Origin of the sequence: Clostridium sp. (assembly GCF_017888565.1) — a bacterium.
Lineage (GTDB): Bacteria > Bacillota > Clostridia > Clostridiales > Clostridiaceae > Clostridium.
This window is the reverse complement of record NZ_JAGHFX010000101.1, coordinates 1-19,396: the sequence shown is the minus strand read 5'-3', so window position 1 is coordinate 19,396 and position 19,396 is coordinate 1. Positions and strand designations below refer to the sequence as shown.

The following is a 19,396-nucleotide window of genomic DNA, read 5'->3' as shown; positions in this document are numbered from 1 at the left end:
CCATTGAAACACAATACTTTGACTTAATTGTATATTTTTTAACACTATTACTTATACTTATACATCATAAGAAAATCGAATATCAAAACCATATATTATTGTGTATAATTATCTAGTAATTGAAACCATTCAATAGAAAAATTAAATAATTTTGAGGGGGATTTTTTTTATGAAATCAAGAAGAGTTATAAGCTTATTAGCAGTTGCTGCATTAGCTACTACTGTATTTGTAGGATGTGGAAACAAAGAAAAAGCTCAAGAATCTGGATTAAAAGACGGAACATATACTGAAAAATCTGAAAAAGATGAAAGAGGATATGAAGCATCTATCGAAATAGAAGTTAAAGATGGAAAAATCGCTACAGTTAAATATGATGAAGTTGGCGAAAAAGGAAGCAAAAAAGATGATGCTGACTACAATGCTCAAATGAAGTCAGCTAAGGGTACTAATCCAGCAGAAGCTTTCCCTAAATTAGAAGAAGCTTTAGTTGAAAAGCAAGATGTTGCTTCAGTTGACGCTGTAGCTGGTGCTACAAGTTCAAGTGATTCTTTCAAAACTTTAGCAGAAAAAGCTTTATCAGGCGCTAAATAATATTTGAACGCTAAATAATATTTTTTAAAAAGACTTTAGGTAAAAAACCTAAAGTCTTTTGTTTTTTCTATGATTTTTACTTATAATAGATAGTGACATATTATTTAGGAGGAATATCTATGAAGAAAAAATATTTAAATTATTTCACTATATCCATCTTGTTAATTTTTTCTCTTACAATTTTATCCGGTTGTTCAAAAGATAACAAAGTTGCTGAACCCCTCTCTAAGACTGAACTTCTAATGGGAACAGTAGTTACTGTAACCCTTTATGATAGCAATGATGAAAATGTATTAGATAAGGTCTTTAACAAAGTCAAGGAACTAGAATCCACTTTAAGTATCAATGAGAATGGTACATTAGTAGATAAAATAAATGAATCTGCAGGAATTGAACCAGTAAAAGTAGATTATGATACATATACAGTCATAAAGAAAGGATTGGAGTATGCTAAGCTTTCTAATGGTTTATTTGATATTTCAGTTGGTCCAATAGTTAAACTTTGGAATATTGGTTTGCCTGAAGCTAAAGTTCCAACTCAAGAAGAAATAAACTCAAAAGTACCATTAGTTGGTTATTCTGATATTGAGCTTAATGATGAAGAAAGTACTGTATTCTTAAAAAGACAAGGAATGATAATAGATCTCGGTGGTGTAGCAAAAGGATATACTGCAGATGTTATTTCGGATATCCTTACTGAAGAAGGTGTTAAAAGCGCTATAATAGATTTAGGTGGAAATATCTTCGCTCATGGATCAAAAGTTGATGGTAGTACTTGGACAATAGGAATACAAAATCCATTTTCTGATCGTGGCGATATAATCGGTAAAATTACTGTAAAAAATAAATCAATAGTAACTTCCGGTATATATGAAAGGTATATTGAAAAGGATGGAATCAAATATCACCATATATTAAGTCCTAAGACTGGTTATCCTTATGAAAATGAAATCGCTGGAATAACTATAATAAGTGATAAATCTTCAGACGGAGATGCCTTATCAACTTCTGTTTTTGCTATGGGTGTTGACGAAGGAATGAAATTTATTAATACTCAAGATGGCATCGATGCAATTTTTGTTACTAAAGATAATAAAGTTTATATAACAGATGGAATAAGAGATATATTTAAATTAACAAATACAGATTTTACATTATCAAATTAATCAAAAAAAGAGTTAAGATGTTTTTCTTAACTCTTTTTCACTTAATTTTAATGCTAAAGCTAACCCTAAAAATCCTGATATAAGCTTTACTAATATATAAATTAGTGTTATATCTTTTGCCTCTATTACTACATATCCCAATTGTCCACCAAATACATATGCACCAGCTACCGAAAAAGCTGAACATACAAGTTTCCCCCTATCATCTAATTTATCAAAGTTAGAAAATACAATTACAGCAGATGCTAAACTACCAATTAAAGCTGCTACAGATGCTGAATTTATATTTAATATCTTTTCTAGCATTGCGATTTTCTCTTTAAATACCATTCTTATTATCTCTAACATTACATTAGCACCTGCTAAGAAAATTGCTATCTTTCCAACTATTGTTAACGTTTCTTCCAGCGAGAGTAAATTTTCAATAATAATTACCCCTGTTATTGAAGTAAATCCTTGTAATCCTAAACCGACTAATCCTAATATCATTATAAATTTAGCCAAGTATTTAAAGTAAATTATCATTTTATTTGGTTTTCTATATAAACCTATTACTATAAATATAGAAATTATAACTATAGGCATAAGATTAATGAGTATAATAGGTAACTTTATTTTTAGTAAAATCCCACCAATAAATAATCCTATTGGTAAAATAACTATTCCACATAAAATTCCTTTACATAATATATCTATATTTTTTTCTTTTACTATTCCTAAGGCTAGAGGTAAAGTAAAACTTATAGTACATCCTAATATAGATGATATTAATATTCCTGAAAAATATATTATTCCTTGATCTGTTGATATAGATTGTACAATTTTATATCCTCCCATATCAACTGCAATAAAGGATGATACTAGTATGGTTGGATCTACAAATATATTTTTAAATATAGGTAAAATATATTTAAGAATTAAATCAGATATTATTGGCGTGATAGAAAGTATACCTATCATAGATAAAGCTAGTGAGCCCATACTTTTAATTCCATTTTCTATGCCTTTTGATAATCCATATTTTCCTTCAAATATATAATCTATTGTACCAACTAAAAAGAATATTCCTATAATATAAAGCATTACCTTTTCCATATTCAACTCTCCTCAAAAAGTTTATATATAATTTTATCAAAATTTTTAATAACAAAAAAGCCTCTTAATTTAATAAGAAGCTTTTTTGCTATTAATTATTCAGTCAAATTAACAATCGCATCCACATGATGTCTTATCTGGAAATGGTTTTGGAGGTTGATTTCCGATATTTTCAGGTTTTCCTATACATTTTCCGTTATAAGATGAGGTTTCTAATTCGGAATATTTTATTACTATATTATCTTTATAAATCTTTAACATATACTTTGTATTTGGACATAAAGGTCCTAATAAAAATTGTCCGTGACAATCTGTAAAAGTATGAGTTAGTGGATAAGGATATCTACATCCATCAACAATTTGTAATAACTTCACAACCGCATCTACTACAGGCATTCTATTACAATCCAAAACTGTTCCAAATATAACTGATCTCTTCTCCTCTGGTAATCTAACTATTGCCTCTATTTGTTCATTACACCCTGTCTTTAATTCACATGATGTTATTCTTCCGCTCATAACTTTGCCTCCTAAGTTTGAATTTAAATTTTGTATAATATAATCTATTCCATTATTTATAAAATGTTCTTTACGTTATACTAGTTTTAATAAAAAAAGACTAGTTTTAATAAGATATACTTTCTTCACTCCTGTATATCTTATTTATAACTAGTCTTATATATTTTAATTTTATTATAGTTGTTTTAAACCTATTATTCCTTTGCTTCTAATTGAACATCAAAAGTTTTATTTTCTCCATTTCTAACTACTTCTACTTTAACTATATCGCCTTCTTTTTTAGTATCCCTAATTGCTCTTAACTCATCAAAGGTTTTAATTCTTTCTCCGTCAAATTTTACTATTATATCTCCACCCTTTAGCCCTGCCTTTTCTGCTGGTGAAAATTCTGATACCTCAACTATATATAATCCTTCTTCCATATCATATTGTTTTGATAACTTTTCATCTACTTCTCTTATTGATATACCTAAATTTAATATAGGCTTAGATAATGAATCTATTCTATCTTTAACTTCATTTATTGGAATCGAAAATCCTATTCCTTCTGCTCCGCCTGACATTTTTAATGTATTTATACCAACTACTTCTCCCTTAGTGTTTATTAAAGGGCCTCCACTATTACCTGGGTTAATTGCAGCATCTGTTTGTATTAAGTTTAACTTAACACCTGTACTTGTTTCTACAGTTCTATTAACTGCACTTACAAGTCCTCCTGTTACAGTTTGATTAAAGTCTTTTGAAAGTGGGGTTCCTATAGCTAAAACTTCTTCACCTGGCTTTAGTGCATCTGAATTTCCAAGTTGTACTATCGCTGGAACCTTAACGCTATCATCACTTAATTTTAGCATTGCTATATCTTGATTTTGATCATAATTTATAACTTTTGCTTTTACATCTCTACCATCTGATAAAGTAACAATTACTTCCTTTGCACCTTCTATAACATGATAATTGGTTAGTATATATCCTTCTTCATTTATTATAAATCCTGAACCTATTCCATCTACTTCTTGAGGTATTATTCCACTATAATCAGTTACACCATTTGCTGATACTATAACTACTGCTGGAGCAACCTTTTCAAAAGCTTCACTAGCCGTTAATGCACCTTCAGCTGTCTCAAATGTTTGAGGATTTGGTGTTATTAAAGCATTTTGTTGTTTTGTATTAATACCTCTCATTGCATAATATATACCTCCTCCACCTAGTGCTCCTCCTAAAAGTCCTGCTATAAGAGCTGTTGCTATAATTTTAAATCCACCATTTCTTTTCTTCTTTTTATTATATTTAGTGATATTATTTTCATTTGGTTCAAATTCAATATTTCTTTCTAGTATTTTATCTTCATCGATAAAATCTTCCTTTACACTCTCTTGTACTGTAGAATCCAAATTATCATTTTCAGTATTATTAACAGCCTCATAATTTTCTACATCATATATATTATCATCACTCATCACAAAATTCCTCCTAGATATTATATTAATAATTCCTTTTACAGATATTAATATACCCTTTTTCTGTGACAATTATATGACATGTGCATGGCAATTATATGACATGTGAATATAATTTAACTCTTACTTGCCTTTTTTTCTAGTCGTTCAATTTCATTAGCTTGTTTAACCACTTGTCTTATCCCCGTTATAACTATATCAGGATCATACATTGATATGATACTACTCTCTGAATTTATATTATAGACTTTTGTCAAATTTAGATCTCCAAGTGAAGCTAATTGTTCTTGTCCACTTTTTGCTATTAAATAATATGGTTTTCCACTAAATACACCATCTGTTTGACTACTATTTTCACCACTTGTTAAGTTCTTTATCTCATTATATACTGCACTAGTATAACTACTTTTTGTTCTATGTACTTTAAATTCATGTAAATTATTTTCGTCCAATTTATTTTCAAATTCATCTGTATCACACGCAATACCAATCTTATCTAACAATGTTGTAAATCCTACTGAAGATCCAATACTCTCTATCTTTCTTCTTATTTTTTCTATTGTAAGGCTTCTTTTAAATTCATTACTATTTATCGTATCTTCGACTAATGGATTTACTAATACTACTCCTGCTACTAAATCTGGATACTCTTTAGCAAATTCAGTTAAAACTAAACTTCCATATTCTTCACCAACTAATATATAAGGGGATGGTACAGCAGCTTTTCTAAGTAATATTCTTAAATCTTCGGCTTGTTCCTTTGGAGTCCTTACTGCTCCACTATCACTGTATCCATATCCTCTTCTATTATATACAAACGTTGTTATATCATCATATTCTGATGTCAATTTATCTGTTATTGAATTCCACTGATTTAAATTAGCTCCAATATTTCCATCAAATACAACAGTGTATTTACCTTCTCCATCTGTTCTATAATCTAGTCTTTTATCATCTACCTTAGCATAATCTACTCTTTGCTTCAAGGTTTCTTTTGCTATAAAATTACTTACTCTTTGATATATAAAGCCTATAATAATTAATATCAATATTGTTAATAATACATTTTTTATTATATCTTTTGGCTTCATCTTATTTTTCATATTTACTTTGTAGAATCCATTTGAATGTGGTAAAAGCTTCACGTTAACCCTTCCCCCTTATATATCATAGCTTCAAATTGGGTTTAGCATTTATATTTAATGGTGCTTCTAGTCCCTTAATAAAATTAAAGTATGCCGCACTTCCTATCATTGCTGCATTGTCTGTACATAGTATTGGTGAAGGGAATAATACATCTATTCCTTCCCTAGATGCCGCTTTAAGAAGTGATTCCCTAAGAGCTGAGTTTGATGCTACCCCACCAGCTATTGCAATTTTATTAACCTGATTTTTTTTACATGTTTTTAAAACATTTTGCTTCAACACATCTATAACTGCCTTCTGAAAAGATGCCGCTACATCTGCTCTATTTATTTCTATGCCTTGCATCTTACATTTATTTATATAATTTAATACAGCTGATTTAACCCCACTAAAAGAAAAATCTAATGTATCATCATGAAAATTAGCCTTAGGAAAATCTATAGCATTTTCATTTCCTTCTTTAGCTAACTTATCTATTTTAGGTCCACCAGGATACCCTAAGCCTAGTGCTCTTGCAACCTTATCGTATGCTTCTCCTGCTGCATCATCCCTTGTCTGCCCTATAACATCATACACCCCATAATCTTTGACATGAACTATGAAAGTGTGTCCTCCTGAAACTACTAAAGATACAAATGGTGGTTTTAAATCCTTATGTTCTATATAATTTGCACAAATATGACCTTCGATATGATTAACCCCTACTAAAGGTTTCTTAGATGAATATGAAAGACCTTTTGCATACTGTAGTCCTACTAATAAGGCTCCTACCAATCCAGGACCATAAGTAACTCCAATGGCATCTATATCCTCTAATTTTACTCCTGCCTCTTCTAACGCTTCCATTACAACCCCATTAACTACTTCAATATGCATTCTTGATGCAACCTCAGGTACTACACCACCATATTTTTTGTGAGTTTCTATTTGTGAGGCTATTATATTTGATAACACTTCTCTTCCATCTTTAACTACAGCTGCTGATGTTTCATCACAACTTGATTCTATTGATAATATTAACTTGCTTTCCATTTCTACTACCTCTTAATCTAACTATATTTATATTAAAAATTCTAAAATTATAATTCTTTTACATTTTCTTGTTAAAACTATCTTATTATTGTATATTAAAATAAAGCTTATAGCTTCTCATTATCACTGTTTATTATATAATGAATGACAAAATTATTCATTATTTTTTATTAGAATTAATGGATTTTTAAGGATATATTAATATTATTTAAAGGAGTTTACATAATGAATTCTTATGCAAAAGTAATTGTACCAGGATCCCCCATATCTAAATCTAATTTTAAACTACATAATAAGGATGGTAGAGCAATTCTTCCCTATAATACTGGAAAGTCACACGATAGGTATGCACTTTACGAGGAAGAAATTGCTTACTATGCTAGATTGCAAAATCCAGATATTGTACTAGAAGAATCACTTATAGCAATTCTTAAAGTTTATTATAAAAGCGAAAAAAGACATCCTGATACTGCAAATATAACTAAAAGTATTTTTGATGGGATCGAAAAAAGTGGCCTCATTGTTAATGATGCCCAAATAACTAGAATTATTACAGAAGAATTTTACGATAAAGAAAATCCTAGATTTGAATTAGAATTCTACGGAGAAAGTCAATATGAAATTTCTTATTCTATTTTACCTAAAGAAGAACATTCCAATAAAAAACTCTACTCACCTATTAGAAAAGCTAATAGTAAACAACCTAAAAAAAATAAGATAGAAAATAAATTAGATACTAATGATAATATTACAATGATTTGTGAGTTCTGTAATAAAAAGATTAATGATACAAATTTAATTACAGCAAATGGTGGTAAAACATTAATTTGTAGAGCTTGCTTTAATAAATTATTTTAGAAAGGAGATTTAAAATGCTAAAAAATTCTTTTGTATTTATTGGAGATAGCTTAACTTATGGATATGGTGTAAATAAAAATATGAACTGGGTAGAAAAATTAAAGCCATATATATCTTTAGATATAATAAACAAAGGCATAAATGGAAATACAACAGCAGATATGTTAAATAGATTTACTGAAGATGTGATTTCATATTACCCAAAGAAAATCTTTATAATGGGAGGAACCAATGACTTTCTTTCTAATAGATCTCTAAAATCTGTTTTAGATAATTTAGAATTAATGCTAAAAGAAGCCTTGACCATAACTAAAAATATTATTATAGGCATTCCACCAATAATAATAAAAAAAGATGCTTATAGACTTTTTATCCAATCTTCTACATATGATTATTGTGAAGAACAACTCTCTTTATTAAAGCAATCTATAATTGAACTTTGTGATAAATATAAAGTTAATTATGTTGATTTTCACAGTCTAACATTTAAATTTTCATCCAATAATATTTTTACTGATGGTATCCATTTAAATAATAATGGTCAGGCTTTATTATTTAATGAGTTTAAACAATTATTAAAAAATATGGATAATATGCTTTAATGCATACTATCCATATTTTTTAATACATATATTTTTTTATATAATCAGCTACTATTTTCCCAACATGAGCGCCATTTTCTCCACTATTGAAAATATCTTTATCTCTACTTAATATAGTTCCACAAGCAAATACTCCATTAACTGAAGTTTCATAGTTGTTTACTATAAGAGTACTATAACCCTTTAATAATATATTTGTCTTTCTTATGAAAGATATTTCTGGACAATATCCAACCGTTAATATTAAAGAATCACAACTTATATTTCTTATACTTTCATCTTCTATACTTTTAATATCTATACTTTCTATTCTCTCGTTACCATATAGTTCAACTACATGCTGATTTCTTATTATATTCATATCAAACCCATTTAAAAATTCACTACTGTTTTCATCTAAAAATCCATTCTTAGAATTATCTATAATAGCCTTTACTCTAGCACCTTCTATTAATAACCTTCTTGCAAGAATTAAAGACCAATTATTATTTCCAATAATTACAACCTCTTTTCCAGGAAGGAATCCTTGAAGGTTAACTAACCTGTGTGCTGAAACCAAAGTAAATATACCTGTATATTTATGAACTGGTATATTTATGTTTCCTGTAAACTTCTCCCTACATCCAGAGGCCAATATTATAGCTCTCGCTTTAATCTCCTGAATTCCTTCTTGAGGATTTACATATGAAACCACCTTATTCTTAGTTACTTCTAAGACTTCAGTATTTAATTTATATACCCCACCTAGTGCTTTAAAATCTTTAGTAAGTTTACTTCCAAGCTCTGGTCCTGTTACATCATTACCTAAATAATATCTTCCAAAGCCATTATGTATGAATAAGTTTAAATTTCCACCTAAATCATTATTTCTTTCTAAAATTAATACTTTTTTAATCCCATTTTTCAGAGCAGAAACTCCAGCTGAAAGTCCAGATGCTCCCCCTCCAACTATAATTAAATCATATTGAAGCATATATAACCTCCATAAATGTTAAATAAAACATATAGATATTATAACATATTGTATTTATATTGCGCTATTCCTTGTAAAATTATCTCTTTTATTGAAATTTATTTTTGTATTGGATAGAAAATTTAAGAAAATCTAAATTGCTTTATAAAAACTACTATACTATAATTTAAGTATTGTAAACATAATAGTAAAGATTTTTAAGTATTATTCCCATAAGTGTTATAGTACTTTATATATTTGAGGTGATATATTGGACAAACTTATTAAAAAACTAAGAAACAGATTTATACAGATACTTAATTTTGATGGTGCTATGAGAATAATATTATTCTTAATTCCACTTATAGCCATTACATTTAAAAGCATAATATTTCAAGGTTTCGTAGTTAACCAAGATCCTTATTCCCTAAATTTAAATCTTGGACTTAACTCTGCAAAACCATTTATTATTTATTATTATGCCTTTACCTTAATTTTTATTAGCTTTTCTTTACTTTTTAAAGGTAAAGGCCGAGTTATATATCTATTTATTATTGATATACTAATAACATTACTAATATTATTGGACTTAGGATACTTTAGAGGATTCCTAACAATGCCATCAGCATTATTGTTAACTCAAACTGCTAATTTAGATAACATGGGTGGTACTATATCTTCAATGTTTAGTAATAAAGATTTCTTACTATTTATTGATTTTATAATACTAGGAGTATTTGTTTTCTTTACTAGAAAGTCCTACACAAAAGTTAAAAGGAGAGCCCCTATTACATTTATAGTTATACTATTATCAAGTATTATATATATAAGCTATGTTCCTTTTAATTTATATGTATTAAAAAATGAAGATGTTAAAAATGGATATATATTCTCAAATTATGATCCTACAAATACAGCTAGGTATTTTTCTCCTATAGGCTATCATATTTTTGATTTATATAACGTTTATAAAGATTCTATGCCTTATGAATTAACTGCTGAAGAAAAGTCACAAATTGATGAATTCTTTAGTAAAAAAGAAAACTTGCCTAATAATCAATATGCAGGAATGTTCGAAGGCAAAAACTTATTAGTTATACAAGTTGAATCATTAGAAAGCTTTATACTGGGTAAAGAAGTAAATGATCAAAAAATTACTCCTGTAATGGATGAATTAATAAAAACAGGACTATATTTCCCTAATATTCATGAACAAGTAAATGAAGGTACAAGTTCTGATGCTGACTTAATGATTAATACATCAATGTTTCCATTAAGAAGAGGAAGTACGTTCTTTAGATATCCTTCTACTAAATATAATTCATTACCTCTTCTACTAGAAGAAAAAAACTATGATACAATAGCTATTCATCCTGATAAAGGTTCTTTCTGGAACTATGTAAATGGACTAACAGGAATAGGATTCGATAAATTTGTTGACTACTACTCATTTAATATAGACGAAGAAATAGGCCTTGGCTTATCAGATGAAAGTTATTTTAAACAAGTTGTACCAATGCTTAAAAACTTAGAAGATCCATTTTATGCATTTACAGTTACTTTAACTAATCATGGACCTTTTGATTTACCAACGGAAAAGAGAGTATTAAATTTAGATCCAGAATTAGATAAAAGTGAACTTGGTGGCTACTTCGAAAGTGTTAAATATACAGACACACAAATTGGAAAATTCCTAGAATTATTAGATAAAGAAGGAATTCTTGATAACACTGTTGTAGTTATTGAAGGAGATCATACAGGGGTTCATAAATACTATAATAGCTCAATAGAAAAACTTTCTAACAAGGAAGACTGGTATTTAGATAATGGTAATCACACTATGCCATTTATAATTTGGTCAAAAGATATAAAAGAGCCAAAGACTTTTGATACTATAGGTGGACAAGTTGACATTATGCCAACACTACTATATCTTATGGGAGTACAAAATGATAAATATATAAATACATCATTGGGTAGAAACTTACTAAATACAAATAAATCATTTGCAGTCCTTACAAACCTAGAAGTAGTAGGTGATGATTTGACAGATGAAGAAAAAGAAATGTATAAGAATATAGTTGAACTTTCGGATAAAATGATAAGAAGCAACTACCTAAATAATTAATAGTTAACAATTGATAATTGTGAAAAAAACTCCCTTAGGGGAGTTTTTTTTTTAATAAAGCTATTTTTATTTTCCGGCTATTGATAATTCAGCAATCTTAACAGATGGACTTCCTATACTACTCATTGGGAACTTTAAGTCACTTCCTACATCTTCTATACCTTTTAATAAATCAAAGAAATTTCCTGCCACAGTTATTTGTTCAACTGGATAATCCTTTTTACCATCTTTTATATAAAATCCTTTTGCTGCTAGTGAAAAATCTCCTGTTATTGAATTTGCACCTGAATGTAATCCAGCAAATTCTGTTATCAATAACCCCTCACCAACCTCTTTCAATAAATCTTCAAAGCTTTTCTCTCCCTTTTGAAGATATAAATTTGTTGGGGAAACTCCTACTGGCGATGCATAAGAATTTTTAAATCCATTTCCAGTTGATTTTGTATTTCCTTTATTAGCAGTTTTTAAATTATGAAGTAAAGTCATAAGCTTTCCTTTATGAATTATATCCTTTTTCTTAGTAGCAACTCCTTCATCATCAAAAGAAACAGATGCTAGCCCATTTTCTAAATGAGGATCATCTAATAAAGTCACCTTTTTGCTTGCTATTACTTCTCCTTCTTTTCCTTTTAATAAACTTAAACCTTTTTGAGCTGCATCTCCACTAAATACTCCAGCAAATGTTGAAAGTATTGAAACCATCGCTTCATTATTTATTACTGTTTTATATTTTCCAGATGTAACTGATTTACCACCTATTCTTGAAACTGCCTCATTAATTCCGTCTTCTGCTAACTTCTTCGGATCTACTTCTTCTATAGAGTTAGCTGTTACATATCCCATACCATCATGCATATCTTCTCCATTTTTTATTATTGGAACTACGTATGCACTTAATAAATTAGATTTATTTTCTAAATTTAATCCCTTTGAATTAATTATTCCATACTTAGCTTTGCTATATCCTATTCCACATCCTCCAAAGCTAGTAACTCTATTATCTAAGGCCTTTGCTTCTTTTTCCATACTTACCGCCAGGTTTATTAACTTATCTGCTGGAAGGTTTTCTAATGATTTATAATAAGTATTTACTTCTACATATTCTTTATCGCCTTCATATATAAATTGAACATCTTCATTTTCTATAAATAAAGCACTTTCCTTTGCATTTTTAACAAGCATTTTTATAGCATCATCATCTAATATTTCTGTATATGAATATCCTATCTTATCATTTATTTTTCCTCTAAATGATAATCCATAAGAAGTAGTTAAATTATATTTTTCAACTTCCTCATTATATACATTTATACTTAAACTCTCTCTATCTACATAGTAAACTTCATATTCATTAAAACCGTTATTCTTGGCTTCTTGAAATAATTTATTTATAAATATATTTAGTTCCACTTTATATTCCCCCTTTATCTTCCACCTACTGTTATTTCTTTGACTCTAATCATAGGTTGACCTACGTTAGTTGGAATACTTCCTGAAACAGAACCACACATTCCTTGTCCTTGAGCTAAGTTCTTTCCTACCATATCTATATTCATTAACACTTCGCTACCTTTACCAATAAGGCTAGCACCTCTAACAGGCTCTTTTATCTCTCCATTTTTTACTATATATCCCTCTGATACAGCAAAATTGAATTCTCCTGTTACTGGATTTACTGATCCTCCACCCATTTTCTTTGCATATAATCCATCTGATATTGATTTTATAATTTCAGCCTCATCATCACTTCCTGATGCGATATATGTGTTTGTCATTCTTGAAGTAGGGGCAAATTTATAGTTTTGTCTTCTTGAGCTTCCAGTTGCCTCCATCCCCATTCTTCTTCCATTTAATTTATCAATTAAGTATCCTTTTAATATACCATTTTCTATTAATACATTTTTTCTTGTCTTATTACCTTCATCATCAATATTTAATGATCCCCATGCATTAGGTATAGTTCCATCATCAATTGCTGTAACCTTTGTTGATGCTATTTGCTTTCCTAACATATTAGTAAATACTGAGTTTCCTTTTGCTACTGCAGTTGCTTCTAGAGAGTGTCCACATGCCTCATGGAATATTACTCCGCCAAACCCATTATCTATTGCTACGGCCATTTTACCAGCTGGACAATTCTTAGCATGCAACATAGTATGTGCAACTCTAGACGCCTCTCTTCCATAATATTCTGGATCTATGTCATTAAATAATTCAAAGCCTTTATGAGCTCCTGGTCCTTCAAAACCTGTTTGATTTTCTCCATTTGCAGATGCTACAGAGCTTATTGACAACCTTGTTCTAACTCTTTTATCTTCTGTAAGTAATCCTTCTGTATTGGCAATTAATATATTTTGTTCTTTATCTAAATATCCAACAGAAACTTGAGTTATTTCATCACTATATTCCTTTGCAGCTTTATATCCACGTTTCATTACTTCTATCTTTTTTTGAGCACTTATTGAAGATGGAATATATATAATAGGATTATTATTATATATATTCTTTTCATTAAGAACTACACTTATATCCTCTTTTAACTCTCCAAGAGCCAATGCTGCCTTCTGAGCTATATCTAATAAAGCATTTAAACTAGTATTATTAGTATAAGCATAAACGCTTTTAAATCCCTTGAAAATTCTTATACCTATCCCATGAGTTCTTCCTGAAATAGAATTCTCGACCTTTCCATTTAGAATACTTATAGAAGTGTCTATTGTATCCTCTTCAAATACTTCTGCAAAATCTCCGCCTGTTATTAAACATCTAGCTAATACACTAGATAATATATTTTTTGATAACATACTAATCATCCTCCATACTTATCTCTTTTCCATCTTTAAATGCCTTAGCCCATGAATCCACATAACTACCACTTGCCCACTCTGCCATTATTACTTCTTCATTATTATTTAAGTTAATAGTAATTAACGGGCTACCTTTAATATCCCTATCTTCCATTTCATAAACTAATAACTTGTCGTTAAATAATATTATTGCCATTCTTCCAGTAGGTGATGTATATGCATCCTTTATAAATGGAAATTTTCCTTTTAAATCTTTCCATGAAATTAATAAAGTATCATAATTTAATATCTTCTTGTTTGGATTTAATGATATTCTATAATCTATTCCATCTTCAGCATTATCTATAGTTGCAATCTTGCCAACTAAATTCCATCTTCCTTCAATTCTTTTTATAGTGAAATTACTGTAATCTACATTTGTATTTAAAGAGTTTCTTTTTTCTTCTGATAAAGTCTCTAATGCATCACTAAAGTCTTTTTTATATTTTTCCTTGGCTTCATTAGAATATATTTCTTCAATATTAATCCCATTCTTGGAATTTATATTATCAACAGGAATAGTTTGATATATTGGAAATTTATTATTAAAGTTCTTCCCTTCATACTTTTCAATTGAAATATAATCGTTAGATATAAAATTTATATTTTTATATATATTTTCATTACTATCTTCTAATGAATCTATTTCTATTCTTCCATCTAGTGGATGTGCTGTAAAGTACTCTAAAATTCTTTCCCCATTATCTACAACTTCATTTTTAATACTCCATACTCCATTCATTCTTGGAAAAATTATATTATCCTTTTCTAATATAGGTTGTAATTCATTATCTTTAAATGATATCCACAGAGTTTTATATGTTTCTGTACTATAACTACCATCTTCTAATTGTTCTCTTGGAGTTTTTAATCCTAACATTATCCCTACATCGCTATTATAATCTTCTAATAGCAATTCCTGCTTAACATCATTTTCTTGATAGTCTAAATCCTTTGGATTATCATCTATTTTTTTTAGTTTCAGTAACACTCCATCATAGAATAAATAACCATTTTCATTATCTATATAAATAAATTCCCCAATAATAGTGTTAGAACCAATTATTGAAATTACATCCCACTTAGAATTTTCATCTGATATATTTCCAAGTATATCCTCAAGCTTTAAATTCAACTCATATGATAGAACATATTCTCTATCTACAACTTTTAATTTATATTTAGGGCTAGAATATGAAACATTAAATACTGAAAACTTATTATTAGAAATACTTATTAAAGAATCTTCTAAAGACAGTATTTCTTCCTTATTCTCAGTCTCGTCACCCAATAGATTAATGTAATCAATACTCCATACTCCCCTTATTTTTAGATTATTATTATGTGGGGATTTTATAGCTTGTATATCTTTTCCATTTACTTTACTACAACCAATATTTAATGTAAATATAAATATAAGCATTATAGCTAAAAATCTTTTTATGATATTCATATTATTCCTCCTTATTTATTGGAATAATAATTTCAACTTTAGTACCTATTCCTATCTTACTATATATATTAAATACACCGTCATGTAACTTTATTATTTCATCGCAAATAGATAATCCTATTCCATTTTGAGATTTAGAATTTTTCCCTTTGAAAAACTTTTGTTTTACATGTGGCAAATCTTCCTCTAGTATTCCACACCCATTATCTTCTATTACAAATTTAATTTTATCATTAAATTTTGTAGTTGTAAAAGTTATACTACCTTCTACTTCTGTGAACTTGAATGAATTATCTAATAAATTAATAAATACCTGCTTTAATCTATTGCTATCTACGTACATACTTCCATCAGCTTCTGTTATGAATTTTAGATTTATACTCTCTTTCTTTGCTCTAGGAGACATAAAGGATTCTATATGTTTTATAAATTCATTTATGCTTACACTTCGTAATTCCAATGTTACTTTTTCATTTATAAGCCTAGAAAAATCTAAAAGTTCTTCCACCATTAAAGATAATCTATCTGTTTCTTTTTCTATTATTTGAAATCCAAGCTTTAAAGTTTCTTTATCAGTTTCATCATTATTTAAAGTTATAGTCCAGCCCTTTATAGCAGTTAAAGGAGTTCTTAATTCATGAGAAACAGATGATATAAACTCATTTTTTAGTTGTTCTCTTTTGGATATTTCATTTGCCATAAAGTTTAATGTGTTTGATAATTGGCCTATTTCATTTTTACTATCTATATTACTTCTAACACTTAAATTTCCGCTTCCCATTTTTTCTGCAACTTTATTTAGATATTTTATTGGATTTATTATACTATTAGCTAAGATTATACTTAAAACTACTCCTACTATTAAAACGGCTATTGATATTCCTGAGAAAATTATCATTATATTAGTTATTACTCCGTCTATTGCTTCTAAAGAAGTTATGAACCTAATAACTCCTATTATATCTCCATCTATAATTAATGGATAAGATACTGCCATAACCTTATTGTCATAATAATCTACCTTACCTATCCATCTCGCCGATTCTCCTTTAAGTGCCCTCGATACATCTGGTGCATTAATCAACTTTAAATCCTTAATTCCAATAGAATCCATTAATAAACTTCCATCCGCATCAAAAATTTCAACTTGTGCATTATTTTCATTCCAAAATGTATCAATATTATCATAAATAGTCTCAACCAATGATTTTGAAGAAAAATATTTTGTATAAAAATTTACTGAAACTTGTATTCTATTTTTTAATAAGTCCTCAGTATTATCATAATAATATTTTCTAATAAATATCATAAGTAAAACATTTAAAAACATTACTGTTGAAAAAATAATAATAAATATACCTTTAAGTAATTGATTCTTTATACTTTTCATTCTTTCGATTTCCACCTATATCCTATCCCCCATATTGTTTCTATATATTTAGGATCTGATGCATTATCTTCAATTTTTGCTCTTAATCTTCTTATATTAACATCTATTATTTTTGCATCTCCAAAATAATTTTCTCCCCAAACTAAATCCAATAACTCATCTCTTGTAAATGCTTTATTAGGATTTTCTAAAAATATTTTCATAAGCAAATATTCCTTTGGAGTTACATCTATTTCAATATTATCTTTTAAAACCTTTTGTGAGTATAAGTTTATAAGAAATGGTCCTAATTCTAATTTATCTTTATCTTCATCCCCAAGCCTTCTAAGTAAAGCTTTTATTCTTAAAACAACCTCCAAGGGATTAAATGGCTTTACTATATAATCATCTGCACCATACTCTAACCCCATAATCTTATCCATATCTTGGCCTTTTGCTGTAAGCATTATTATTCCCATATCTGGAAACTCACTTCTCAATTTGTTACAAACTTTAAACCCATCTATACCTGGTAACATTACATCTAATACAGCTATCTTAGGATTTTCTATACTTGCAAGCTTTAACCCTTCTTCTCCTGTTGATGCTTCAATAACTTCTAAATTACTTCTTTTTAAATTTATCTTTAGAAAAGCTCTTATACTTTCTTCATCTTCTACTAGTAATATTTTATTCATTTTATCACCTCTAAACATAATAATATTATTGACTATTATGGTATCTTATAATCTTATAAATAGAAATAAGAGACGGTTTACCGTCCCTTTTATTATTTCAATGTTCTAAACTCAAATCCTTCTGATTTTAAATAATCTATTGCACTTTGTAAGTATTCTACAGTTCCCTTTTTAGCATCTGTATCATGCATTAATACAATTATAACATCTTGACTTCCAACAGTTTCTTTTAATTTATTTAATAAATGTTCCTTTGGAAAATCCATACCTTCAGCATCTCCATTTAATGCATTCCAATCCATTTGGAAAATCCCCTTACTTTCCAATACTTCATCTAAATGCTCTGTTCCATTCCAACTAGCATGTCCACCAGGCATTCTTATTAACCTTGTAGAAAAATCTTTTCCTAGTACTTCTTTTAATATTTTATCATTTTTCTCAAAATCTTTCATAAATGAATCAACATCTACTGTTCTATTTGGATAAAGTATAGAATAATCATGTGAATATCCATGACTTGCTATAGAATGTCCTTCTTTTGCCATTCTCTTTAGTAGTTTTTCTGATTGACTATTATTCTCAATAGATCTACCTAATGTAAAAAATGTTGCCTTTATATCATTTGCACCTAATATATCTAATATTTTTTCTGTAGAATTCTGAGATGGCCCATCATCAAATGTAAGATATGCAATTTTTTTATTATCTTCTCTATAAAAATTCCACTTATACATAGTTTCTGGAAGAACTTTTGAGGCATCATCTGCATTAGAATCTTCCTCTAATGAAAGATAACCAGAATTATCTAATACACTAGTATCTGGATTATTTGGAGTCTCTTCAGTAAATTCATCCTCATCTCCTATATTGTCTTGCTTATCATTAGAAGAACTTAATTTATCTTGATTAGAATTATTATCGTTACTATTAGTATTAGTATTACTAGTTACAGTTTCTGCTTGTGTAATGATACTCTCTTTAAAGTCACTAACAGTGAATGAAATTAAAAATACTGATACCATTAAAACAAATATAAATGTTATGAATCTTTTTTTATTTTTTATTAGCCTTCTACTCATTATAAAACCACGCTTTCTACTTTTATAAACAACTGCTTGTCCTATAATTCAATTATATAGAAGTTTTTTCTGCAAATCATTACAATTTGTTAACCAAAAGTTACGAAAAAGTTACACTTTTTTCTATTAGTAAAATAAAAAGAGTTTTATAACAATAGATTTAAATCTACTCTTATAAAACTCTTAAAATTTAAATGGCTCCGTGGAGAGGATTCGAACCTCCAACCTATCGGTTAACAGCCGAGTGCTCCACCATTGAGCTACCACGGAATAATTCAGAGTGTTCTCTGAAAATTGCACATGAATTAATTTCAAGCCTATTTTTATTGGTCAAGCCCTCGACCTATTAGTATCAGTCAGCTAAATATGTTACCACACTTACACCTCTGACCTATCAACCT

General features: G+C 28.5%; 17 protein-coding genes, 1 tRNA gene and 1 rRNA gene. 5 read left to right on the top strand and 14 right to left on the bottom strand.

Annotation, left to right across the window (positions count from 1 at the left end):
• Window positions 1–169 precede the first annotated feature (169 nt).
• Window positions 170–592: an FMN-binding protein gene (locus tag J7M87_RS19780; RefSeq protein WP_291653888.1), complete on the top strand. Its 423-nt coding sequence runs from the start codon at window positions 170–172 to the stop codon at window positions 590–592.
• A gap of 119 nt (window positions 593–711) precedes the next feature.
• On the top strand, window positions 712–1,758 hold the full coding sequence (locus tag J7M87_RS19775) for an FAD:protein FMN transferase (protein WP_291653886.1): 1,047 nt from the start codon (window positions 712–714) through the stop codon (window positions 1,756–1,758).
• A gap of 12 nt (window positions 1,759–1,770) precedes the next feature.
• On the opposite strand, the gene eutH is transcribed toward J7M87_RS19775, so the two are convergent.
• The 5 genes from eutH to tsaD all read right to left on the bottom strand — a co-directional run bounded on the left by eutH (window position 1,771) and on the right by tsaD (window position 7,010).
• The gene (eutH, locus tag J7M87_RS19770; protein ID WP_291653884.1) at window positions 1,771–2,853 is read right to left on the bottom strand and encodes an ethanolamine utilization protein EutH; all 1,083 of its coding nucleotides are present in this window, start codon (window positions 2,851–2,853) and stop codon (window positions 1,771–1,773) included.
• Between the two features lie 108 nt (window positions 2,854–2,961).
• Entirely contained in the window at window positions 2,962–3,372 is a 411-nt protein-coding gene (locus J7M87_RS19765) for a carboxypeptidase regulatory-like domain-containing protein (RefSeq protein ID WP_291653882.1), read from the bottom strand.
• A 194-nt stretch (window positions 3,373–3,566) separates the two neighbouring features.
• The gene (locus J7M87_RS19760; RefSeq protein WP_291653880.1) at window positions 3,567–4,832 is read right to left on the bottom strand and encodes a trypsin-like peptidase domain-containing protein; all 1,266 of its coding nucleotides are present in this window, start codon (window positions 4,830–4,832) and stop codon (window positions 3,567–3,569) included.
• Between the two features lie 116 nt (window positions 4,833–4,948).
• Entirely contained in the window at window positions 4,949–5,977 is a 1,029-nt protein-coding gene (locus tag J7M87_RS19755; protein WP_291653878.1) for an alpha/beta hydrolase, read from the bottom strand.
• A 22-nt stretch (window positions 5,978–5,999) separates the two neighbouring features.
• The gene (gene tsaD / locus J7M87_RS19750) at window positions 6,000–7,010 is read right to left on the bottom strand and encodes a tRNA (adenosine(37)-N6)-threonylcarbamoyltransferase complex transferase subunit TsaD (protein WP_291653876.1); all 1,011 of its coding nucleotides are present in this window, start codon (window positions 7,008–7,010) and stop codon (window positions 6,000–6,002) included.
• Between the two features lie 225 nt (window positions 7,011–7,235).
• Here tsaD and J7M87_RS19745 point away from each other — a divergent pair, with 225 nt between their 5' ends.
• Window positions 7,236–7,868: a RusA family crossover junction endodeoxyribonuclease gene (locus J7M87_RS19745; RefSeq protein ID WP_291653874.1), complete on the top strand. Its 633-nt coding sequence runs from the start codon at window positions 7,236–7,238 to the stop codon at window positions 7,866–7,868.
• Window positions 7,869–7,882: 14 nt separating this feature from the next.
• A complete protein-coding gene (locus tag J7M87_RS19740) occupies window positions 7,883–8,470 on the top strand; it encodes a GDSL-type esterase/lipase family protein (RefSeq protein WP_291653872.1) in 588 nt (195 codons plus the stop codon).
• Between the two features lie 19 nt (window positions 8,471–8,489).
• Here J7M87_RS19740 and J7M87_RS19735 read toward each other — a convergent pair whose 3' ends face one another.
• Entirely contained in the window at window positions 8,490–9,443 is a 954-nt protein-coding gene (locus tag J7M87_RS19735) for an NAD(P)-binding domain-containing protein (RefSeq protein ID WP_291653870.1), read from the bottom strand.
• 247 nt (window positions 9,444–9,690) lie between these two features.
• Between J7M87_RS19735 and J7M87_RS19730 the strand changes: the two genes are divergently transcribed.
• Entirely contained in the window at window positions 9,691–11,550 is a 1,860-nt protein-coding gene (locus J7M87_RS19730) for an LTA synthase family protein (RefSeq protein ID WP_291653928.1), read from the top strand.
• A gap of 66 nt (window positions 11,551–11,616) precedes the next feature.
• Here the strand turns inward: J7M87_RS19730 and J7M87_RS19725 are convergent, their stop codons facing one another.
• From J7M87_RS19725 to J7M87_RS19690, 8 genes are all read right to left on the bottom strand, one after another.
• Window positions 11,617–12,960 carry a TldD/PmbA family protein gene (locus tag J7M87_RS19725; RefSeq protein WP_291653869.1) on the bottom strand — a complete coding sequence of 448 codons (1,344 nt, stop codon included), beginning with the start codon at window positions 12,958–12,960 and terminating at the stop codon, window positions 11,617–11,619.
• A 14-nt stretch (window positions 12,961–12,974) separates the two neighbouring features.
• Entirely contained in the window at window positions 12,975–14,354 is a 1,380-nt protein-coding gene (locus J7M87_RS19720) for a TldD/PmbA family protein (RefSeq protein ID WP_291653867.1), read from the bottom strand.
• A gap of 1 nt (window position 14,355) precedes the next feature.
• A complete protein-coding gene (locus J7M87_RS19715) occupies window positions 14,356–15,849 on the bottom strand; it encodes a hypothetical protein (RefSeq protein ID WP_291653865.1) in 1,494 nt (497 codons plus the stop codon).
• A 1-nt stretch (window position 15,850) separates the two neighbouring features.
• Window positions 15,851–17,239, bottom strand: coding sequence for a HAMP domain-containing sensor histidine kinase (locus J7M87_RS19710; protein WP_291653863.1), 1,389 nt, complete (start codon window positions 17,237–17,239; stop codon window positions 15,851–15,853).
• A complete protein-coding gene (locus J7M87_RS19705; protein ID WP_291653861.1) occupies window positions 17,236–17,916 on the bottom strand; it encodes a response regulator transcription factor in 681 nt (226 codons plus the stop codon). The genes J7M87_RS19710 and J7M87_RS19705 overlap by 4 nt, the downstream gene beginning before the upstream one ends.
• A 92-nt stretch (window positions 17,917–18,008) precedes the next feature.
• On the bottom strand, window positions 18,009–18,995 hold the full coding sequence (locus tag J7M87_RS19700; RefSeq protein WP_291653859.1) for a polysaccharide deacetylase family protein: 987 nt from the start codon (window positions 18,993–18,995) through the stop codon (window positions 18,009–18,011).
• 195 nt (window positions 18,996–19,190) lie between these two features.
• Window positions 19,191–19,265 (bottom strand) — tRNA-Asn (locus J7M87_RS19695).
• A 56-nt stretch (window positions 19,266–19,321) separates the two neighbouring features.
• A 23S ribosomal RNA gene (locus J7M87_RS19690) occupies window positions 19,322–19,396 on the bottom strand; the annotation flags it as partial.